We start from the raw sequence: 18,345 nt of genomic DNA on the forward strand, positions 1-18,345 counted from the left end.
GAGTTAACTTACATCCATGCTTTTTACCATTATACCAATACTAACCCCCTGCTGAATATCAAAAACATTTTCATCTTTACTACCGTCTAAAGCGGTTTCTTTTTTCTTACTGTTACCATGTAAATCATAAATAAAAATCTCATCAAAAGTATTAATTAACTGTTGTCTCATGCCTCGAAAAGTAGGATTATCTAAAAAACCATGATTATTAATAAAAGCTAAAATTCCCTTTTGACTTTTATCAATTCGCCACTGTGCAAACCTGATAAATTTAACATAATCATCCTGTAACCATTTCGTATTTTTCTCACCTAAACCCTTGCCATCAATAAAGTAATAATCATTAACTAAATTTTTGATCCACTCATTATTATTTTCCGAATGACCAGAATAGGGAGGATTGCCAATAACAACCATAATCGGTTCATTTTTCTTAATCCGAGAACCTGCTTTTGCTTCCTCTGCTATTAACTCCTCCATTTGGGGGAAAGCTAAAGTTAACTGCTGCTTTTCTTCCCTTAACTTAATATCCTCTAAAGTATTAATCAGATAAACCCCTAACCGCTTGCCACTCGCAAACTGATAACCTGTCTCCTCCAGAAATAACCCCAACTTTAGATGACAAATTGCATAGGGAGCCATCAACAATTCAAAGCCAAAAATCCGAGGTAATAACCTTTCCGAAACATACCCCGACCAAGACTTATCTGCTAACCCTGCCGTCAACGCGACCGGATTCTCCTCAAACCGCTTATGAATCAACTGAAATACCCATAATAAAAACGTCCCCGTCCCACAAGCAGGGTCAAGAATCATCACCTCTGGGTCCGCAATTCCCAACGGTTTATTAAACTTATCCTTAATCAACTCATCAACGGAACGCACTATATAAGACACCACAGGTTCAGGAGTATAATAAACCCCCCTTTTCTCCCGCATTTGAGGCTTATAAGCCGCTAAAAAGTCCTCATAAAAGCGAATAACAATATCCTCGCGGTTCATCTTATTGCGAAAATCCGTTAAGATTGCCTCCATTTTTGCCGCTCTGAGGATGCCAAACGCCTCACCGATACTATCAATTAACTCATCCCCCAACTCCGCCGCCGGACGCTGGGAAACATCTTTAAATAACTGCCTTAAAAAAGGGTTAGTTTCTGGTAATTCTTGCCAGGTATGGTAGCGATTAAAATCTCGTTTCGGATTCTTGACATAACTAAATACCCGCGCCGTAAACAAACCATAAGCAATAGTTTGAGCGTAAATATCACTAAAACTATAATCTTTCTGATCCTCAGAATTTAGCTTGAGATTGGGCAATAACTCTTTCCGAAAACTCTCTAATAATTTATGTAAATAACCCCCTTGATTTTCCTGACTATAAACATCAGGTATCGCCCGTTCAATGCGTTGGGTAACTGCGGCTAATTCGTGGGCTAACTCCTGAGCAGTTTCAGCAGGTTTATAGAAAATCCAATCAACTTGCGGGATTAAATTAAGAGCTTTTTCAAGAATTTTATCTGCTAATTCATCCCAATGTAACCGTGCTAACCTCGCCCTTAAATCCTCATCCTCAAAGGCAAAAGTTTGAATCCCCCGCTGCCGTAATCCCCCCTCAGTGGGTAAGATAAAAGCTACTCTAGCTTGATTTTTAATTCCCCCTAACTCCTCTTCAAAAGGGGAAAATGGGAAAAGTAAATACATGACAGGTTGATCCTCAGCAATTCTGCCAATATAGTGACCATAGATTTCCTGTTGCTGTGGCTCTGAAGTGAGAAACTGCTTAATTTCTTGGTCTGTTCCTCGATTTAATTCCTGATAAAAACCAACAGCAATAGGACAAGTTTCTGCGGCATCTTCTGGGTTGCCCCCCGGACGCAAATACCAAAACCTTGACCCTTGGGAGTCCCTTTCTAGTACGGGATAGTTAAGGATCGTTCGCAGAGATTCGGCTCTAGCGGACTCATCGCCAGTAACAATAGTTTTTAGTTGGGCGGCAGTGATAGGCATAAGACAATTATCCTATAAAATGATAATATTAAGTAGCTGGTTATAATTAAATTAAAAATGGATTTTAGGTTCGATCCCCCCTTAATCCCCCCTTAATAAGGGGGGTGCCGATCCCCCCTTAATCCCCCCTTAATAAGGGGGGCATCTGATAGTTTTTAACGCCTACCTACTTAATTAATATATCCACTGCTCACCGTCAAGCGGAAACTAGACAGAATGATCTGGCTATTATCACCCAACCCAGCCTTTAGCTGGTGAAAATGCGGGCTAATTGGCAGTTTTTCGGCAAAAAAGTTATCTAGACCTGTTAACAGGCAATTTATCCCTGCAATGAGCTACAATTATCGGTTAAACGTGGTTAATAGCGAGCAGATGCGTCGCATTGAAGGGGCAATTTTTGCCTCCGGTATGCCTGTGGCCGCTTTGATGGAAAAGGCAGCCCTGTTAACGGCACAACAGCTTAAAAAGTCCTATTCTTTGGCTAATTTCCCCAAAATCGGCGTTATCGTTGGCCCTGGTCACAATGGCGGCGACGCTCTCGTGATTGCTAGAGAATTACATCTCGCTGGTTATCAAGTATCTCTTTTTTGTCCGATCGCCAAACTCAAGGATTTAACAGCACAACAGGCTAATTATGTCAAGCATTTAGGCTTAATTTTTCAGAAAACTTTAGAATCTTTAGAGGATTGTCAGTTAATTATCGATGGTCTTTTCGGTTTTGGTTTAGAAAGGACTTTATCGGGAGAGATTGCCGAATTAGTCGATAAAATTAATAGTTGGCAAAAACCGGTAATTAGTATCGATATTGCTTCGGGAATTCACACCGACACCGGAGAGGTTTTAGGCACGGCAATTAAAGCCACTCATACCTTTTGTTTGGGACTCTGGAAGCGAGCTTTTTTCCAGGATTTAGCCCTACCCTATCTGGGTAAAGTGGAGTTAATTGATATCGGAATTAGTCCCCTTGACCTAGAAACAATTTTACAAGATTCACAGCCAATTCTAAGGGTTAATCCCGATCTAATTCGCCCTTATTTACCTTTACCCCGTCCTCTACTTACCCATAAATATCAGCAGGGACATTTATTAATTATCTGTGGTTCTCGTCGTTATGCGGGGGGGGCAATTCTCACCGGATTAGGAGCGCGAGGTAGTGGTGTGGGAATGCTTTCTATTGCCGTTCCTGCTGCCCTTAAATCTTTATTAATTAGTCATTTACCAGAAGCATTAATTATCGATTGTCCCGAAACTGCCACGGGAGCTATTGCCGAACTTCCCCTAGAATTAAATAATTATCATGTCCTCGCCTGTGGTCCTGGATTAACCACAGAAAATCCTGCTATTATCGAACAGGTTTTAGATAGTGATAAACCGATTATACTCGATGCCGATGCTTTAAATATTTTGGCTCAATTCGGTATAGAAAAATTATCATCTCGCCAGAATAAGACAATTTTAACGCCTCATTGGGGAGAATTTAAACGCTTATTTCCTAACTTATCAGGTTCTCAAGATAGGATTAATATCACTCAAGAAGCATCTCAACAAAGTGGTGCAATTGTTTTATTAAAAGGAGCCAGAACTATAATCGCCTCCCCGGAAGGGAAAATGTATATAATCCCCGAAAGTACCTCCGCTCTAGCGCGAGGTGGTAGCGGTGATGTCCTAACAGGACTAATCGGCGGATTCTTGACCCAAATGCCGGATAATGCCCCGGAAGCAACCGCATTAGCGGCTTATTTACACGCTCAAGCTGGCATTTTAGCAGCCAAAGAAAGGACAGAATTAGGAGTAGATGGAGTAACTTTAGCTAATTATTTATTTGCTGCTCTTAAAGATTCGATCCCCCCTGCCCCCCTTGATAAGGGGGGTGCCGATAGGCGGGGGGATCAGAATTGATAATTATTACTGTATCTAACATTAAAATATCTTTCATAATACCCACCTAATAAACGCAATAAACGCAGAAATAAGTAGCGATCAATCTTCGTGTCCTCTGTGTCTTTGTGGTTCGTTCCATTCACTCGCCAGCAGGACTATATCTTAGAATACATAATACCCACCAAACCTAAGAGAGCCAAAATATTATTAATAGCATAAATGTACTGTATTTAAACTGAGTATTGACATTTTAGTACAAATGCTCGGACTGCCTCCTTAAAGATTAATTCAGATAGTCGGCATTTGATAAAACATAAGGAATGTTAACCAAAACCACTTATCGTTAAGGAATTTTGATAAGTTGGAGATTGAACAAAGATAGAAAGTCTCTAGCGCTGACAACTATGGCTGTAATTGTCCAAAAATACGGTGGTACATCGGTAGGTTCCGTGGAACGCATTCAATCGGTCGCTCAACGGGTCAAAAATACGGTAATAGCAGGAAACACCGTGGTGGTGGTCGTTTCTGCCATGGGTAAAACCACCGATGGATTGGTCAATTTAGCCAAACAAATCGCCGCCGAACCCTCGCGCCGGGAGATGGATATGTTATTATCCACGGGGGAACAGGTAACGATCGCCTTGATGAGTATGGCCCTAGAGGAAATCGGACAACCGGCCATCTCCCTAACCGGCGCTCAAGTGGGAATTGTCACGGAATCCGAACATAGTCGGGCCCGTATTTTAGAAATTAAAACCGATCGCCTTTCCCGTCATCTATCGGAGGGTAAAGTAGTTGTGGTCGCCGGTTTTCAAGGTGTTAGCGATAGCGATCAATTAGAGATTACCACCCTAGGGCGCGGTGGTTCCGATACCTCGGCCGTGGCCCTAGCAGCCGCCTTAAAAGCCGATTTTTGCGAAATTTACACCGATGTACCCGGTATTCTCACCACTGACCCCCGTTTAGTCCCCGAAGCGCGTCTTTTAGACCAAATCACCTGCGATGAGATGCTCGAATTAGCCAGTTTAGGGGCGAAAGTTCTCCACCCGCGAGCGGTGGAAATCGCTAAAAACTTCGGGGTTCCCTTGGTTGTCCGCTCCAGTTGGACAGAGGATCCGGGTACTTGGGTGACATCCCCGGCACCGAAACCGCGCACCCTGCAAGGATTGGAATTGACAAAAGCAGTGGATGCGGTGGAATTTGAGGGTAATCAGGCGAAAATCGCCCTTTTAAGGGTTCCGGATCGTCCCGGTATCGCTGCCCGTTTATTCGGGGAAATTGCCCATCAACAGGTGGACGTGGATTTAATTATTCAATCGATTCACGAGGGTGACAGCAACGATATCGCCTTTACGGTGATGGGAAATGCCTTGAAAAAAGCCCAATCCGTGGCCGAAGCGATCGCACCAGTTTTACGTTCCCATCCCACTAATACAGAGGAAGCGGAAGTGATCATCGAATCCGGGGCCGCTAAAATCGCCATTACCGGCGCCGGTATGATCGGCCGGCCGGGAATTGCTGCCCAAATATTTAGCACTTTGGCCGCAGCGGCAATTAATATCGAAATGATCTCCACTTCTGAAGTAAAAGTCAGTTGTGTCATCGATGAAGCGGACGGAGAAAAAGCAATTAAAGTCCTTTGTGATGCTTTTCAAGTGGAGTATTCTGCTAAAGTTGCTCATTGCGAAATCCCTAAAAATTTAGTCCCAGTACGGGGAGTGGCCCTAGATAATAATCAGGCCCAAATGGCCATTCGTAACGTCCCCGATCGCCCCGGGATGGCAGCGAGAATTTTCTCGGTTTTAGCGGCAAAAAATGTCAGTGTTGATATGATTATTCAATCCCAACGCTGTCGCATTGTCGATGGTATTCCCCGACGGGATATCGCTTTTACTTTACCCCAAGCTGATGCTAATTTAGCCCAAAAAATCCTCTTAGAACTATCGGAAAGTTTGGGTTTACAGGAAGTGGTGGTTAATAATGATGTGGCCAAAGTGAGCATTGTTGGTTCGGGAATGGAAGGACAACCGGGGGTAGCAGCACGCTTTTTTGAAGCTTTAGCAAAGGAGAAAATTAATATTTTGATGATTGCTACTTCTGATATAAAAATCAGTTGTGTGGTGAATCAGGAAGATGGAGTCAGGGCCCTACAAGTGGTTCACGCGGCTTTTGGATTGGCCGGACAGGGTAAAATTGAAGTACCCGCCTAAATGAAATTACAAGTTCTATGATGGGGGTAAGAGTTGTTTAATTGTTGGCAACTTAACCCCCCAAAAACCAGTTAAGTAAGTTAACCCTCATCACCCCTATTTTATCTATGGACCCTCTTACAGGAGCAGCGATCGCAGTTGGTTCGATTATTGCCACTAAAGCGTTAGAGAAAACTGGTGAAAAAGTGGGAGAGAAAGTTTGGCAACAAACAGGTAAGTTTATTGAAAATATGGAAAAATTTTACTGTCATTCAGCAACGCCGCATTTTTTGCTGAGTTGGTGGATAAGCTGTTATGCGTCTAAATTTGATATTTGTTTTGACCTGTTCCCTGTTCCCTTATCTTAACTAGAACTTTAAATGCGAACTAGCTTACTGCTGATCAAGAGGAAAATTAGCAATTTTAAGCAAAGCTAGAAGAAATTAAAGTAATAGCAGTTTAGAATTAATAAATACCATCTATTCAACTTTTGAATGCTAAATTTTGGCTCTTCCGGTTTCTGTGTGGAAACGAGATCTATACTGATAGTTTCTTCTGCAGCTCGACCGAGCTTCGCCGAACGTCAAAATAGTCTTAAAAGTCTTGTCCGGTAAACATTTTGCGATTCCATAAGCAAAAATTATCACACAAAGTCGAGAAGAGTCATTTATCCACATAACCCACCTCCCGTTCTGTGTTATCATTATACCATGCTCACACAGAACCTAGAAGAGCCAATTTTTATGGAAAACTTCTCTCTCACTCGTTTTCAAGCAGCCACTTCTCTCAAAGAAATCCATTTAACCTTATCTCCCTCCCCCCTGACAACCCAGAGAGAAATTGATGCTTTTTATCGACAGGAAATGAATGAGGTTAGAGGTGGGGATAAAATCAAACGTCTCAAACTAGGATTAGAACGAGCCTTAGAAGCTAAAGACTATTATAAAGCTTGTTTAATGGGACATCCAGGGGTAGGTAAATCAACAGAATTAACCCGCTTAATTAATGATGCTGAGATTGACAATAAATTTCGTGCTATTCGATTTAGTATTCTAAGTGATCTTGATCCTCTTAATTTTAATCCCCTTGATGTTGTTTTGTTGATGGTAATTGAAATTGTCGAACAAACGGTTGCAATTGCTCAAAGACCAAGGGAAGAAAATTTACAAAATCTCTTGAATTGGTTTAATCAAGAAGAAATTACCCATAAAGAAACTAGAGAAAGCAAAGTTACAATAGAAGCAGGAGGAGGTATTAAAGGGGATTCTCTTTGGTCGCAAATGTTAGGACTTTTTGCTTCTCTTAAGGGTGAATTACGCTTTGCTTCAACCAGAGAAAAAAAAGTAGTAGAATATCGCATTCGTCGATTTAATGATTTAATTTTCGTTGCCAATCAACTCCTTGATGATTGTAATCAAAAATTGCAAGAAAAAGAAAAACGTCAATGGTTAATAATCGGTGAAGATTTTGATAAAGCAGGTATTCCAACGGAAAGAATTACAGATTTATTTATTAAATACTCTAATATTTTTAAAGACTTAAATATTCATCTTATTTTTAATTTACCAATTGCATTGTATAATTCATCTCCAGCGATTCGTCTAGCTTTTCTCCCTGAAAATAGTCTGATCATTCCAGATACGGCTGTTTTTCATCAACAACAAAATCACTCTCCCAATCAACAAGGACGAAGTGCTGTGAGAAAAGTATTAGAAGTACGAGTTAATTCTGACTTATTTGAGCAGGGACAGATAGAACGTATTATTGTAGCTTCTGGAGGCAATATTAGGGATATTTTTTATTTAGTAAATTATGCCTCAGATACGGCAATTCTAGATAATAAAAAAACGATTGATGCCGATGCTGTTAACATTGCTATTAGCAATTTAAGAACAGAATACGAACGTCGTTTAGGGGATAGTAATTTTGACATTGATCACGTTAGTTATGACGATAAAGCTGCACTTTTAAAGCGAATTTACGACGGGGATAAAAAAGCACAAATTCCTAATGAAATATTATATGCTTTACTAAATGATCGGGCGATTCAAGAACTAGATAAAGGTAACGGTGAACGGTGTTTTGGGGTGCATCCTTTGGTCGTAGATATTTTAAATTCTCAAAATATTATTCCTTTTTCTTCTCAAGGAGGTGTTCCTGGTGGTACATCAAGCAAATAAATCTGAATTAATTCCGGGAAGTATTGCCGATACTATAGCACGGTTGTTATTGTGGAGTCAAAGGTGTTCCAGAAGTTTAGCACGGGTCGAATTTTCTTCGGAGTTTTCCCGTCAAAAAGTAATTAGAGAATTGCGGAATCAATTTAAAGAAAAAGAAATCCCTTTTCATGAAATTAAATTGCCTCTTTTGGAAAACCCTTCTGTTGTGTTTAATTTTCTTTTTAAAGAATTAGAAAATATAGCATCAGGTGTGGTTTCTATTAGTGGGTTTGAAACAGCCTTCGTCAAAGAAATTCCCTTGGTGGAAGCTTTACGGGTAATTAATTTTAATCGAGAGAATTTAGCCCAATTTAATCTAAGACAAATCTGGTGGATGTCTCGTCCATTTCATAGTACAGCAATTCGAGTTATGCCCGATTTAAACTCTTGGTTTTCGTTGCGGTTGTTCCTCACAGAAGATACTCTTAATATTTTCAACGTATTTTCGGGTCATGGTTTTTATGGTAACGGTGACAATGTAGTTGGTGATAAAATCAATGTTTTATCTAATCATAATTTACCGAATCGTGGGAGTAGGGAATTTATTGGTAGAGAAAGGGAATTACAACAAATTCATGACTTTTTAAATGAAGATAATCAATATACAATGATTGCTTTAAGTGGGATGGGGGGAGTTGGAAAAACAGAATTAGCGTTACAGTATGCTTGGAGAGAGTGGGATAATAAAACTTTTTTAGGGGGAATATGTTGGTTAAATGCCCTCAATAATGACCCAGGGATTCAGATTGTTGACTTTGCGAGTCAATATCTTAAGTTAATGCTACCAGATCAAGGCACATTGACGGAACGAGTCCGCTACTGTTGGCAACATTGGATAGAAGGAGATGTATTGATAATCTTTGATGATGTACGAGATTATGAACAAATTCAGCCTTACTTACCACCAAAACAAGATAAACGCTTTAAGGTATTAATTACAACTCGCTTTCACTATTTATCACAAGCAATACATACAATAAACCTAGGCCTGTTAACAGCAGAAGAGGGATTAAAATTATTAGAAATTTATCTAGGAAATGAACGCATTGATGCCGAGTTAGAACAAGCTAAAGAACTTTGTCAGGATTTAGGTTATTTACCTTTGGGGTTAGAATTGGTGGCAAGGCTGCTAAAACAGCGACAGGATTGGAAAATTAGCAAAATACGGCAGAAATTAGCCGAAAAAGGCTTAGATGAGCCAATCTTAGCCAAAAATCCCAAGTTTGATACAGAAATGACTGGGGAAAGAGGGGTGAAAGCTGCCTTTAATCTCAGTTGGGAGGAGTTGAACAGCGAACCAGAAGCCCAAATTTTGGCACTTTACCTCAGTTTATTCGCTCTTGCGCCCTTTCCCAAGGGGATGATTCTGGATTTATTTCCCGATGAGGATGGGGATACAGTGGAGGAATGGTTAACCGATAGTTTAGTCCATCTGAGTTTGGTTAAGGATACGGGTGATGGTTGGTATGAAATTCATACCCTGCTGCGTCGCTATTTTCGGGATAAGTTAGAAGCATCATCCCACGCAGAACCCGCAAAACGCCGTTATTGTATTATTATGGCGAATAAATCGGCGGAAATGCCCCAGAATCCGACTCTGAAAAAAGTTGAAGAATTTACACCTTTCATTCCCCATCTGCAAGCATCTGTCAAGGAATATCCCCAATATATCGCTGATGAGGATTTATTTTGGTCCTATACAGGTTTAGCTCGTTATTATGAAGGACAAGGATTGTATGCTGCTGCAGAACCCTACTATCAAGCTTGTTTAACCGCAACTCGAACCCACTTAGGAGAAAATCATCCCGATGTGGCAGCTTCCCTCAACAATTTAGCAGGATTGTACGAATTCCAAGGCAGGTACAAAGAAGCGGAACCTCTCCATCTAGAAGCATTAGATTTGCATAAACGACTCTTAGGAGAAAATCATCCCGATGTGGCAACTTCCCTCAACAATTTAGCAGGATTGTACCGTTCCCAAGGCAGGTACAAAGAAGCGGAACCTCTCCATCTAGAAGCATTAGATTTGCATAAACGACTCTTAGGAGAAAATCATCCCGATGTGGCAACTTCCCTCAACAATTTAGCAGGATTGTACGAATTCCAAGGCAGGTACAAAGAAGCGGAACCTCTCTATCTAGAAGCTTTAGATTTGAGAAAACGACTCTTAGGAGAAAATCATCCCGATGTGGCAACTTCCCTCAACAATTTAGCACTATTGTACCAATCCCAAGGCAGGTACACAGAAGCAGAACCTCTCTATCTAGAAGCATTAGATTTGAGAAAAAGACTCTTAGGAGACAATCATCCCGATGTGGCAACTTCCCTCAACAATTTAGCAGCATTATACTATTCCCAAGGCAGGTACACAGAAGCAGAACCTCTCTTTCTAGAAGCATTAGATTTGTTAAAACGACTCTTAGGAGACAATCATCCCCTTGTGGCAACTTCCCTCAACAATTTAGCAGCATTGTACGAATCCCAAGGCAGGTACACAGAAGCGGAACCTCTCTATCTAGAAGCGATTAATATTGCTACCCAAGCATTAGGGGAAAATCATCCCCATACCCAAACCTTTTATCAGAATTATCTGAGGATGTTATCCCAATTACCCGAAGCAGAATTAAGACAACGGTTTCCCGATGAGGTGGTGGAGATGTTGAAACCAAAACCCCCTCATCCCTGAAAACAGTCTTAACTGTGATTGGAATGTTGAATGATGAACTATGACTAGGGAGCTAGTTAAGAGTGGATTAGAGATGAAGATTGATTGAATAAACCAATCATAGTTAAGAGCGTTGGAAAAGAGGGTCTGTAGGCGCACGGATTCTCCATTATGAATATAGTATCATGTCAAGTCGCCTTTGTCAAGAGAAAATTTAACAACATCCAGACAAACGTTATTGTAGGGGTAATTCATGAATTACCCCTACACCTATTACCTAGTCCAGTAACCCACCACCATCGACAGTGGTTGATGTAATCATCTGATGGACTATGACTAGGGAGCTAGTTAAGAGTGGATTAGAGATGAAGATTGATTGAATGAACGAATCATAGTCAATCACATAATCACATAAATCATAGTTAAGACTGTTGGAAAATAGGGTCTGTAGGCGCACGGATTTTCCATTATGAATATAGTATCATGTCAAGTCGCCTTTGTCAAGAGAAAATTTGACAACATCTAGATTTATTCGTAACCCATCACCTATCATTGACTATGATTGAATTAACCACTGATTACTGATCACTGATAATAACCCTTGAGCGCCAAAACGGACAACATCGGTACAAAATAACCCCGTTTCCTCCCGCACAGTTTCTATAGCTTTAACTGCCGCCTGCGGACTAAGATGAAAAGTATTTAAACTAATCCCCTTTACCTTCACCTCCCCGAAACTTCCCCCAGCGCTGGCAGTCATTTCGCAGAGTTTAATCACTTCCGTTAGGGGAGGGATGGGAATATCGGGTAGATCTTTGATATGAATTTGTCCAGCGCGATGGACGAGAATTAACCCCGTTGGTTGACTGCCACGCATTAAAGGCAAGGTAGCAGTGGATCCAGGGTGTAATAGGGAGCCTTGACCCTCAATAAACAGAATATCATTATTTTCTGCTGATTCTAACACCAAAGCCTCGATCGCACCAGCAGCATAATCGACGCGCACTGCATCCAAGGGTACACCTTTTCCCGCGATCATAATTCCCCCCTGTCCAGTGGCTAAAAATTGCGATTTTAGCCCTTTTTCTTGGGCAAATCGGTGTAATTCGATGCTAGTGGACATTTTGCCCACACTCATATCCGTCCCTACCGTTAGAATACGCTGACAGGTTAAATTTTTCGCCCGCGCTTGCCCAATTTTTAAGCCTTGGGGTTCCAGACGGATATCCCAAATCCATTGATCTGGTTTAAGCTGAGGAAAAAGGGGTTTTAGGGGTGTATGGAGACCATTAACGAGGGATAAACCCGCATTTACCGCCTCTTTGATTTCTTCTAGCCAATCGGGGGGTAAAATGCCTCCTGAGGGTGCGATGCCAATTAACAGGGTATCGGGATGATAGGTTAGAGCTTCCCTAACACTAGCAACAATCGGCAAGGGGCGATCGATTCCAGCCACTTCTTTTAAGGCGCTGCCGGCACTTTCTGCGTCAATAATCGCCACTACCTGCGCTTTCGCGTAACGCAGATAACTTAACCCAGTTTTGCCGCGAGTTCCTTTGATTCCTTCGTGGAGAAGAATCGCTACTTTCTTGTCAGGAGTCAAATAATTAGTCATCTTTTATCCGTAAACTAACACCCAAACCGGGCAAATTATTTGTTTGTAAACGTCCCCTTTCCAAGCTTAAACCCGTAAAGGGATCATCGCGTAAATTTAAATGACTATCTAGGTCAAGATAGTTGACAAGCGGGCCCAGATGTGCTAGGGCAGTATTGGCTAAACTGCTGTCAGAGTAACATCCGAACATAATTTGCAGTCGGCAAGCTTGGGCAACATGAATCATTCTCTGCACTTCCGCTAATCCACCAGCTTTCATTAGTTTAATATTAATGCCGTGGACTCGATCGGCCAGTTTCGGGATATCTTGACTAGAAAAACAGCTTTCATCGACGAAAATAGGTAGGGGCGATTTTTGGTATAAATCAATTAAATCTCGTTCTTGTCCCACGGATAGGGGTTGTTCCACATAAATAACGCCTTTTTCCTTTAACCATTGGCACATTTTCACCGCATCGCTAAATCTCCAACCACCATTAGCATCGACAGTTAGGGGCAAATGGGGGACAATTTCTTTAATAGCCAGAATTATAGCTCGATCGGCTTCTATCCCGTCCGGTGAGCCTAATTTGACCTTTAATAAGCTAAAATCGCCGATTTCTAGCCAATCTAACACCCTCTTCCCCACATTTTCTGGAGAATTTAAACCGATAGTAACAGAAACCGGCGGAATTAAAGAGCGATCGAGTCCAAAAATTTGCCAGAGAGGTAAATTAGCTTTTTTGCCTAACCAGTCGTGCAGTGCCGTATCAATAGCGGCACGAGTAGCCGAAGATATCTGATTTTGCCATAAAATTTTTTCAATTTCTTGGCGTTGACAGGGGTGAAAAGATTGTAAAATAGGAGCGATCGAGTTTAATTCTTGCAGGATTTTATCGGGTTTTTTCTCCTCGCTGGTAATATCAAAAGGGGATGCCTCTCCCCACCCTTCGATATTTTCCTCGCTAATTTGCAGCCAGATATTAGTATTTTCGCTGGTAGTGCCGCGACTAATCGTTAAAGGTACTCGTTTATGAATAGTAAAAGTTTGCCAGTTTAGCAGCATAATTCACCTGGGGATGATCGGGGAATAGGAACAGAAAAATTATCCACACTTACCCAAATCCTTACTTCTGTCCACTCTCCCCGCAATCATACAACCTCCGGCGGTGTTTTTCGTCAAAGACAAAATATGATAGGCTAACCGAAGGGATAGGCAAGACGGCTGCGGGTTAGGAAATGGGATGAAAGAGGAGTGAGTTAACCAAAATCAATGATTAAGAAAAAGATTTCTTACTGGGTAAATGGAGGTATTGCCCTCATTGATCGCTATCTGATCAGCCAACTACTACCCCCATTTTTATTTAGTGTTGGTTTATTTGCCTCTTTGGGAGTAGCGATCGGCAATCTTTCCGATTTAGCTAATCAGGTAGTTGATGCTAATCTACCCCTTGTCTCGGCCCTAGAAATTCTCCTGTTAAAAGTGCCAGAATTTGTTACTTATTCCCTGCCAGTTTCTCTTTTACTGGCCACTTTAATCACCTACGGACGTTTAAGTAGTGATAGCGAAACCGTTGCCCTGCAAAGCTGTGGAGTCACTCTTTACCGTCTTTTTATACCCACTTTCTGCCTGAGTTTAATAGTTACAGTGGTGACATTTTTATTAAACGAATATGTGGTTCCTAATGCTAATTATCGAGCCACAGAAATTTTAGTGCAGAAAATTAATAAAGAAGCAAGTTTTTGGAAAAATAAAGATTTTTATTATCCCGATTATGAAATAAAAACCCTAGAAAATGGTACGATTAATCGCAATTTAAGAAGTTTATTTTATGCCGAACAATTTGACGGCGAAAAAATGAAAACTGTCACCGTTATCCGTTGGCTAAAACAAGAATTAAATCAAATTATTATCGCCGATTCGGCCCGTTGGAATGCCGTCGATAACGTCTGGGACTTTTTTAACGGCATTATCTATGAATTAACCCCCCCTAACGCCTCCTATAGCCAAGTTATCCCCTTTAAAACCGAAAAAATCGCTTTATCTCGCTCTGCTTTCGATTTTGCTCGTCAAAGCCGCGATCCCTACGAGATGAACATACCACAGGCGATCGAATATGTGCAACTGCTCAAACTCAGTGGCGATGAGAAAAGAGTCAGGTTTTTTCAAGTGCGAATCCAGCAAAAAATCGCCTTTCCCTTTGTCTGTATCGTCTTTGCTACCATCGGCTGTGCCTTGGGTTCTCTACCGCAAAGAATCAGTCGGGGAACCAGTTTCGGTCTCAGTGTCGCCATTGTTTTCCTCTATTATCTTTTAAACTTCCTTGTCGGCAGCTTGGGACTAACCGCCACCCTCTCCCCCTTCCTAGCTGCCTGGCTGCCTAACTTTTTCGGTTTTGGTTTAGGTCTGTGGTTATTATGGCGACTTAACGGTTAGACTTTTTTGAAAATTTTCGTCAAGATAGGAGACGTAGAGTTATAGCAGACCCCTTAGATCTATGTTTCCCTTTTTCTTCAACACTTGTGGCAGCACTTCCCGCCAAGAATGTCAAGAGCGTAAATTAACATTCCTCAAATGGATGCGCGACGACCTCGAAACCCGTCTAGCGGGATTAAATGCCGCTATCGAAACTATCGAGCGTCAAATCGGTCGGGAAGGTCAATAAACCCTGAAAATAGGCGAGTTTTCCCCTCGCCTTCTCCCCACAATTGGCTAAAAGAGATAATAGGAGTCTATCGTTATTGTAATCGGCACTCGGCCTGCATGGGTTACGCTACCGCTAACCTATCCTACAAATAATTGCGTCTCCCTACTTAGGGTCTGCTGAAAAAGTTTGTTGGTGGGGGCAGGGTGTGGGGTGTGGGGTGTGGGGTGTGGGGTTTTACCGATTTTGAGGTAGTCAGTTACCTAATTTTCAGGGAAAAAGTACCTGAATTTTACCCCCGATCCCTCCAATGGTCGGCACTTTTTGAGGTCAAAAAAGTCTAAAAGCCTTATCCAACAAGGTTTTTAGATTTATTCAGCAAGCCCTACTTATTGGCACTCAATAGCATAATTCTTTGAGCGACTTTTTCAGCAAACCCCATATATTCAGCATTCATGAGGGGAACCCTAAGGCGAAGTAATTCTCCCGTTTAAAAGCGCCGTCCCATGGCTAAAAGCGAGAGACTTCTGCTGATACTAAATTCAACCAGTAATTACTCCCGCCATTGTCCTGACTTGCTAGGGGTGTTTTCCCCTTGTTATCGTCAGGGTCACAAAGAGGCCGCAGCCATAGCCATCAAAACCTAACCGCCGGTCAACCTTCTCAATCTGAAGAGGAGGAGGAGCGAGGAAACAATAGTCCCTATTGCCTATTTAGACAATCGCTCCCCGTTTAAACTGTTGCCGCCGATGAATCAAGCACCACCTGTTCATTGGTGGGTAACTCCAGACAATAACCCGCACCGTAAACGGTTTTAATATAGCGAGGGTGGCGGGGATCGGGTTCTAGTTTCGTTCTCAGATGGCGAATGTGAACGCGAATAGTCTCGATATCATCATCGGGATCGTATCCCCAGACTTCCTTGAGAATATCACTGGGGGAAACGGTCTGACCGTGACGCTGGAGAAGACAGTGGAGTAACTCGAATTCTAGATGGGTTAACTTGACCACACCTTCAAACCAGACCGCCTCAAAACGTTCGGGAACCAGGGTTAAAGGCCCAAAACTGAGTATTTCTGAGTGTTTAGCGGCTTGGGGAATGCGATCGGTGCGTCTCAGGAGAGCGCGTACCCTAGCTAACATTTCCTCCACCTCGAAAGGTTTGGTCAGGTAATCATCGGCACCCGCGTTAAAACCTTCCACTTTATCTTGGGTTTGTCCTAAGGCTGTCAGCATCAAAATCGGGATGTCTGACGTGCGTTCATCTCGTCGCAAACGCTGACAGACAGTAAAACCATCGACTTTGGGCAACATTAAATCCAGCATGATTAAATCGGGTTGTAACTGGACGGCCAAGGCCTGGCCTTTAATCCCGTCCTCTGCGGGGTTAACGTCATAACCCGCCATCTCCAAGTTGATGGAGACTAATTCCGCGATCGCAGGATCATCATCGATTACAAGTATTCGGGGCATTACCAGAGTGTTATGACTAAGGGTTTGGGTAGGGGGTTGCTAAATGTGTTCTCGCTGACATCGCAACTAGGGCTTTGTCTCTCAAGGGCTTGAGTTTAGCACAACATAAAGAATCCTGTACTGATTATAAGCATGATTGCTAAATTCGGTTTTAATTTGTGAAATTTTGCTGATCTAAGTCTCCTGAATGTTAAGAATTAATAAGAAGTGTGAAGAATGTTGCTCGATAATCGATATTAGTGCTATGTCCTAGCCTCTCTCTCCCCAAGATGACCTAGGCAGCAGTTTTTCACTAATCTTTACAATTTCGCCATCTGGCTCAATACCAGTTTCAACCGACGGTTAAGTCCTGCTAGAGCTAACTTTTCCCCCTAAGCTCCCCCGGCGGCACTGTAAAAATTCTTAATAAAATTAGCGATCGATTCAGTTTAATCTACCAAAATAGGCGGTTTTAGTAAGCATCTGTAACGAACCCGATCCATTCTACTCATCCCAACAGGTGATCATAATATGAGCGTTAATTTATCAACTCAGCTGCGAGAAGGCACGAAAAAATCTCACACCATGGCAGAAAACGTCGGTTTTGTCAAGTGTTTTCTCAAAGGTGTGGTGGAAAAAACTTCCTATCGCAAACTGGTGGCTAACCTCTACTTCGTCTATTCGGCCATGGAAGAGGAGATGGAAAAACTTCGTAGTCATCCCGTCGTTTCTAAAATCTGTTTTCCTGAACTCAATCGCAAAAATGCGCTAGAACAGGATTTATATTTTTATTATGGTCCAAATTGGCGCAACGAGATCGCTTTATCTCCCGCAGGTCAGGCCTACGTTGACCGGATTCGGGAAATCGCCACAACAGAACCCGAATTATTAGTCGCTCATTCCTATACCCGTTATCTCGGCGATCTGTCCGGGGGGCAAATCTTGAAAAAAATCGCCGAAAAAGCGATGAATCTGGAAACTGGTGGCACAGCTTTCTATGATTTCAAAGATATTACCGACGAAAAAGCCTATAAAAACCACTATCGTCAAACCCTCGACGAGTTACCAGTAGATCAAGCCATGGCCGATCGCATTGTCACCGAAGCTAACGCCGCTTTTGGCATGAACATGAAAATGTTCCAAGAGTTGGAAGGTAATCTAATCAAAGCGATCGGAATTATGCTCTTTAATACTCTCACCCGTCGTCGCAGCACCGGCAGCACCGAAACTGGATTGGCTACCGCCGAATAGTAGTCAAGAAAACCAAAAAAACGGAAATTCTAAAATTTGGGTGATGGTCAGCCATGATTATTATCTTAATTTCAGAGTTATCCGTTATATTTTTGCTTTTTATTCAGGAGGCAGGAGTCAGTAGTCAGTAGTCAGTAGTCAGTAGTCAGGAGACAGGAGATTATTTTTATTTATTCTCCCCACACCCTACACCCTACACCCCACACCCCACTACCCCACACCCTACACCCCACACCCCACTACCCCACACCCTACACCCCACACCCTACACCCCAATTTCCCTGATGATCGCGAAAAAACTTCATCAAGAGGGGAACAACTTCCAGTAAGATGAAAAATGGTCAGTGAAAAAGCTAACCGAAATTTATTGCTGGAAATGGTAACACCGCCCCATTTCCCCAGACCCTAGGGGCTAGAGTCTGGTAAACCAGCGGATAAAAAT

Annotated in this window: 13 protein-coding genes; 9 read left to right on the top strand and 4 right to left on the bottom strand. The window is 42.1% G+C overall.

Translation table 11 applies throughout. The features are described from left to right. Nucleotides 1-3: 3 nt before the first annotated feature. On the bottom strand, nt 4-2,007 hold the full coding sequence (locus tag H6G40_RS02765) for an N-6 DNA methylase (RefSeq protein ID WP_069475264.1): 2,004 nt from the start codon (nt 2,005-2,007) through the stop codon (nt 4-6). Between the two features lie 330 nt (nt 2,008-2,337). On the opposite strand from H6G40_RS02765, the gene H6G40_RS02770 reads away from it, so the two are divergent. The 6 genes from H6G40_RS02770 (at nt 2,338) to H6G40_RS02795 (ending at nt 11,279) form a co-directional block, all read left to right on the top strand. Continuing rightward, entirely contained in the window at nt 2,338-3,906 is a 1,569-nt protein-coding gene (locus H6G40_RS02770; RefSeq protein WP_069475263.1) for a bifunctional ADP-dependent NAD(P)H-hydrate dehydratase/NAD(P)H-hydrate epimerase, read from the top strand. Between the two features lie 386 nt (nt 3,907-4,292). Continuing rightward, the gene (locus H6G40_RS02775) at nt 4,293-6,098 is read left to right on the top strand and encodes an aspartate kinase (RefSeq protein WP_069475262.1); all 1,806 of its coding nucleotides are present in this window, start codon (nt 4,293-4,295) and stop codon (nt 6,096-6,098) included. A 107-nt stretch (nt 6,099-6,205) separates the two neighbouring features. Continuing rightward, on the top strand, nt 6,206-6,445 hold the full coding sequence (locus H6G40_RS02780) for a hypothetical protein (protein WP_069475261.1): 240 nt from the start codon (nt 6,206-6,208) through the stop codon (nt 6,443-6,445). A gap of 375 nt (nt 6,446-6,820) precedes the next feature. Then, complete coding sequence (locus H6G40_RS02785) at nt 6,821-8,257, top strand: hypothetical protein (RefSeq protein WP_069475276.1); 1,437 nt, start codon at nt 6,821-6,823, stop codon at nt 8,255-8,257. Nucleotides 8,258-8,903: 646 nt separating this feature from the next. Next, nucleotides 8,904-10,982 carry a tetratricopeptide repeat protein gene (locus tag H6G40_RS02790; RefSeq protein ID WP_422613692.1) on the top strand — a complete coding sequence of 693 codons (2,079 nt, stop codon included), beginning with the start codon at nt 8,904-8,906 and terminating at the stop codon, nt 10,980-10,982. A 150-nt stretch (nt 10,983-11,132) separates the two neighbouring features. Beyond that, nucleotides 11,133-11,279: a hypothetical protein gene (locus H6G40_RS02795; RefSeq protein WP_184891194.1), complete on the top strand. Its 147-nt coding sequence runs from the start codon at nt 11,133-11,135 to the stop codon at nt 11,277-11,279. Between the two features lie 238 nt (nt 11,280-11,517). On the opposite strand, the gene H6G40_RS02800 is transcribed toward H6G40_RS02795, so the two are convergent. Further along, nucleotides 11,518-12,576 carry an N-acetyltransferase DgcN family protein gene (locus H6G40_RS02800; protein ID WP_190537253.1) on the bottom strand — a complete coding sequence of 353 codons (1,059 nt, stop codon included), beginning with the start codon at nt 12,574-12,576 and terminating at the stop codon, nt 11,518-11,520. Then, a complete protein-coding gene (locus tag H6G40_RS02805; protein ID WP_069475258.1) occupies nt 12,569-13,621 on the bottom strand; it encodes a dipeptide epimerase in 1,053 nt (350 codons plus the stop codon). The genes H6G40_RS02800 and H6G40_RS02805 overlap by 8 nt, the downstream gene beginning before the upstream one ends. A gap of 207 nt (nt 13,622-13,828) precedes the next feature. On the opposite strand from H6G40_RS02805, the gene H6G40_RS02810 reads away from it, so the two are divergent. Together H6G40_RS02810 and H6G40_RS02815 are read left to right on the top strand one after the other, a co-directional pair. Then, a complete protein-coding gene (locus H6G40_RS02810; protein ID WP_004162378.1) occupies nt 13,829-14,992 on the top strand; it encodes an LptF/LptG family permease in 1,164 nt (387 codons plus the stop codon). A gap of 61 nt (nt 14,993-15,053) precedes the next feature. Then, nucleotides 15,054-15,221 carry a hypothetical protein gene (locus H6G40_RS02815; RefSeq protein WP_002736451.1) on the top strand — a complete coding sequence of 56 codons (168 nt, stop codon included), beginning with the start codon at nt 15,054-15,056 and terminating at the stop codon, nt 15,219-15,221. Between the two features lie 711 nt (nt 15,222-15,932). Here H6G40_RS02815 and H6G40_RS02820 read toward each other — a convergent pair. Then, entirely contained in the window at nt 15,933-16,673 is a 741-nt protein-coding gene (locus H6G40_RS02820; protein ID WP_002736267.1) for a response regulator transcription factor, read from the bottom strand. 510 nt (nt 16,674-17,183) lie between these two features. Here H6G40_RS02820 and H6G40_RS02825 point away from each other — a divergent pair. Next, entirely contained in the window at nt 17,184-17,903 is a 720-nt protein-coding gene (locus H6G40_RS02825; protein WP_002737675.1) for a biliverdin-producing heme oxygenase, read from the top strand. Nucleotides 17,904-18,345: the final 442 nt, after the last annotated feature.

Source organism: Microcystis viridis FACHB-1342, from assembly GCF_014698335.1.
GTDB lineage: Bacteria > Cyanobacteriota > Cyanobacteriia > Cyanobacteriales > Microcystaceae > Microcystis > Microcystis ichthyoblabe_A.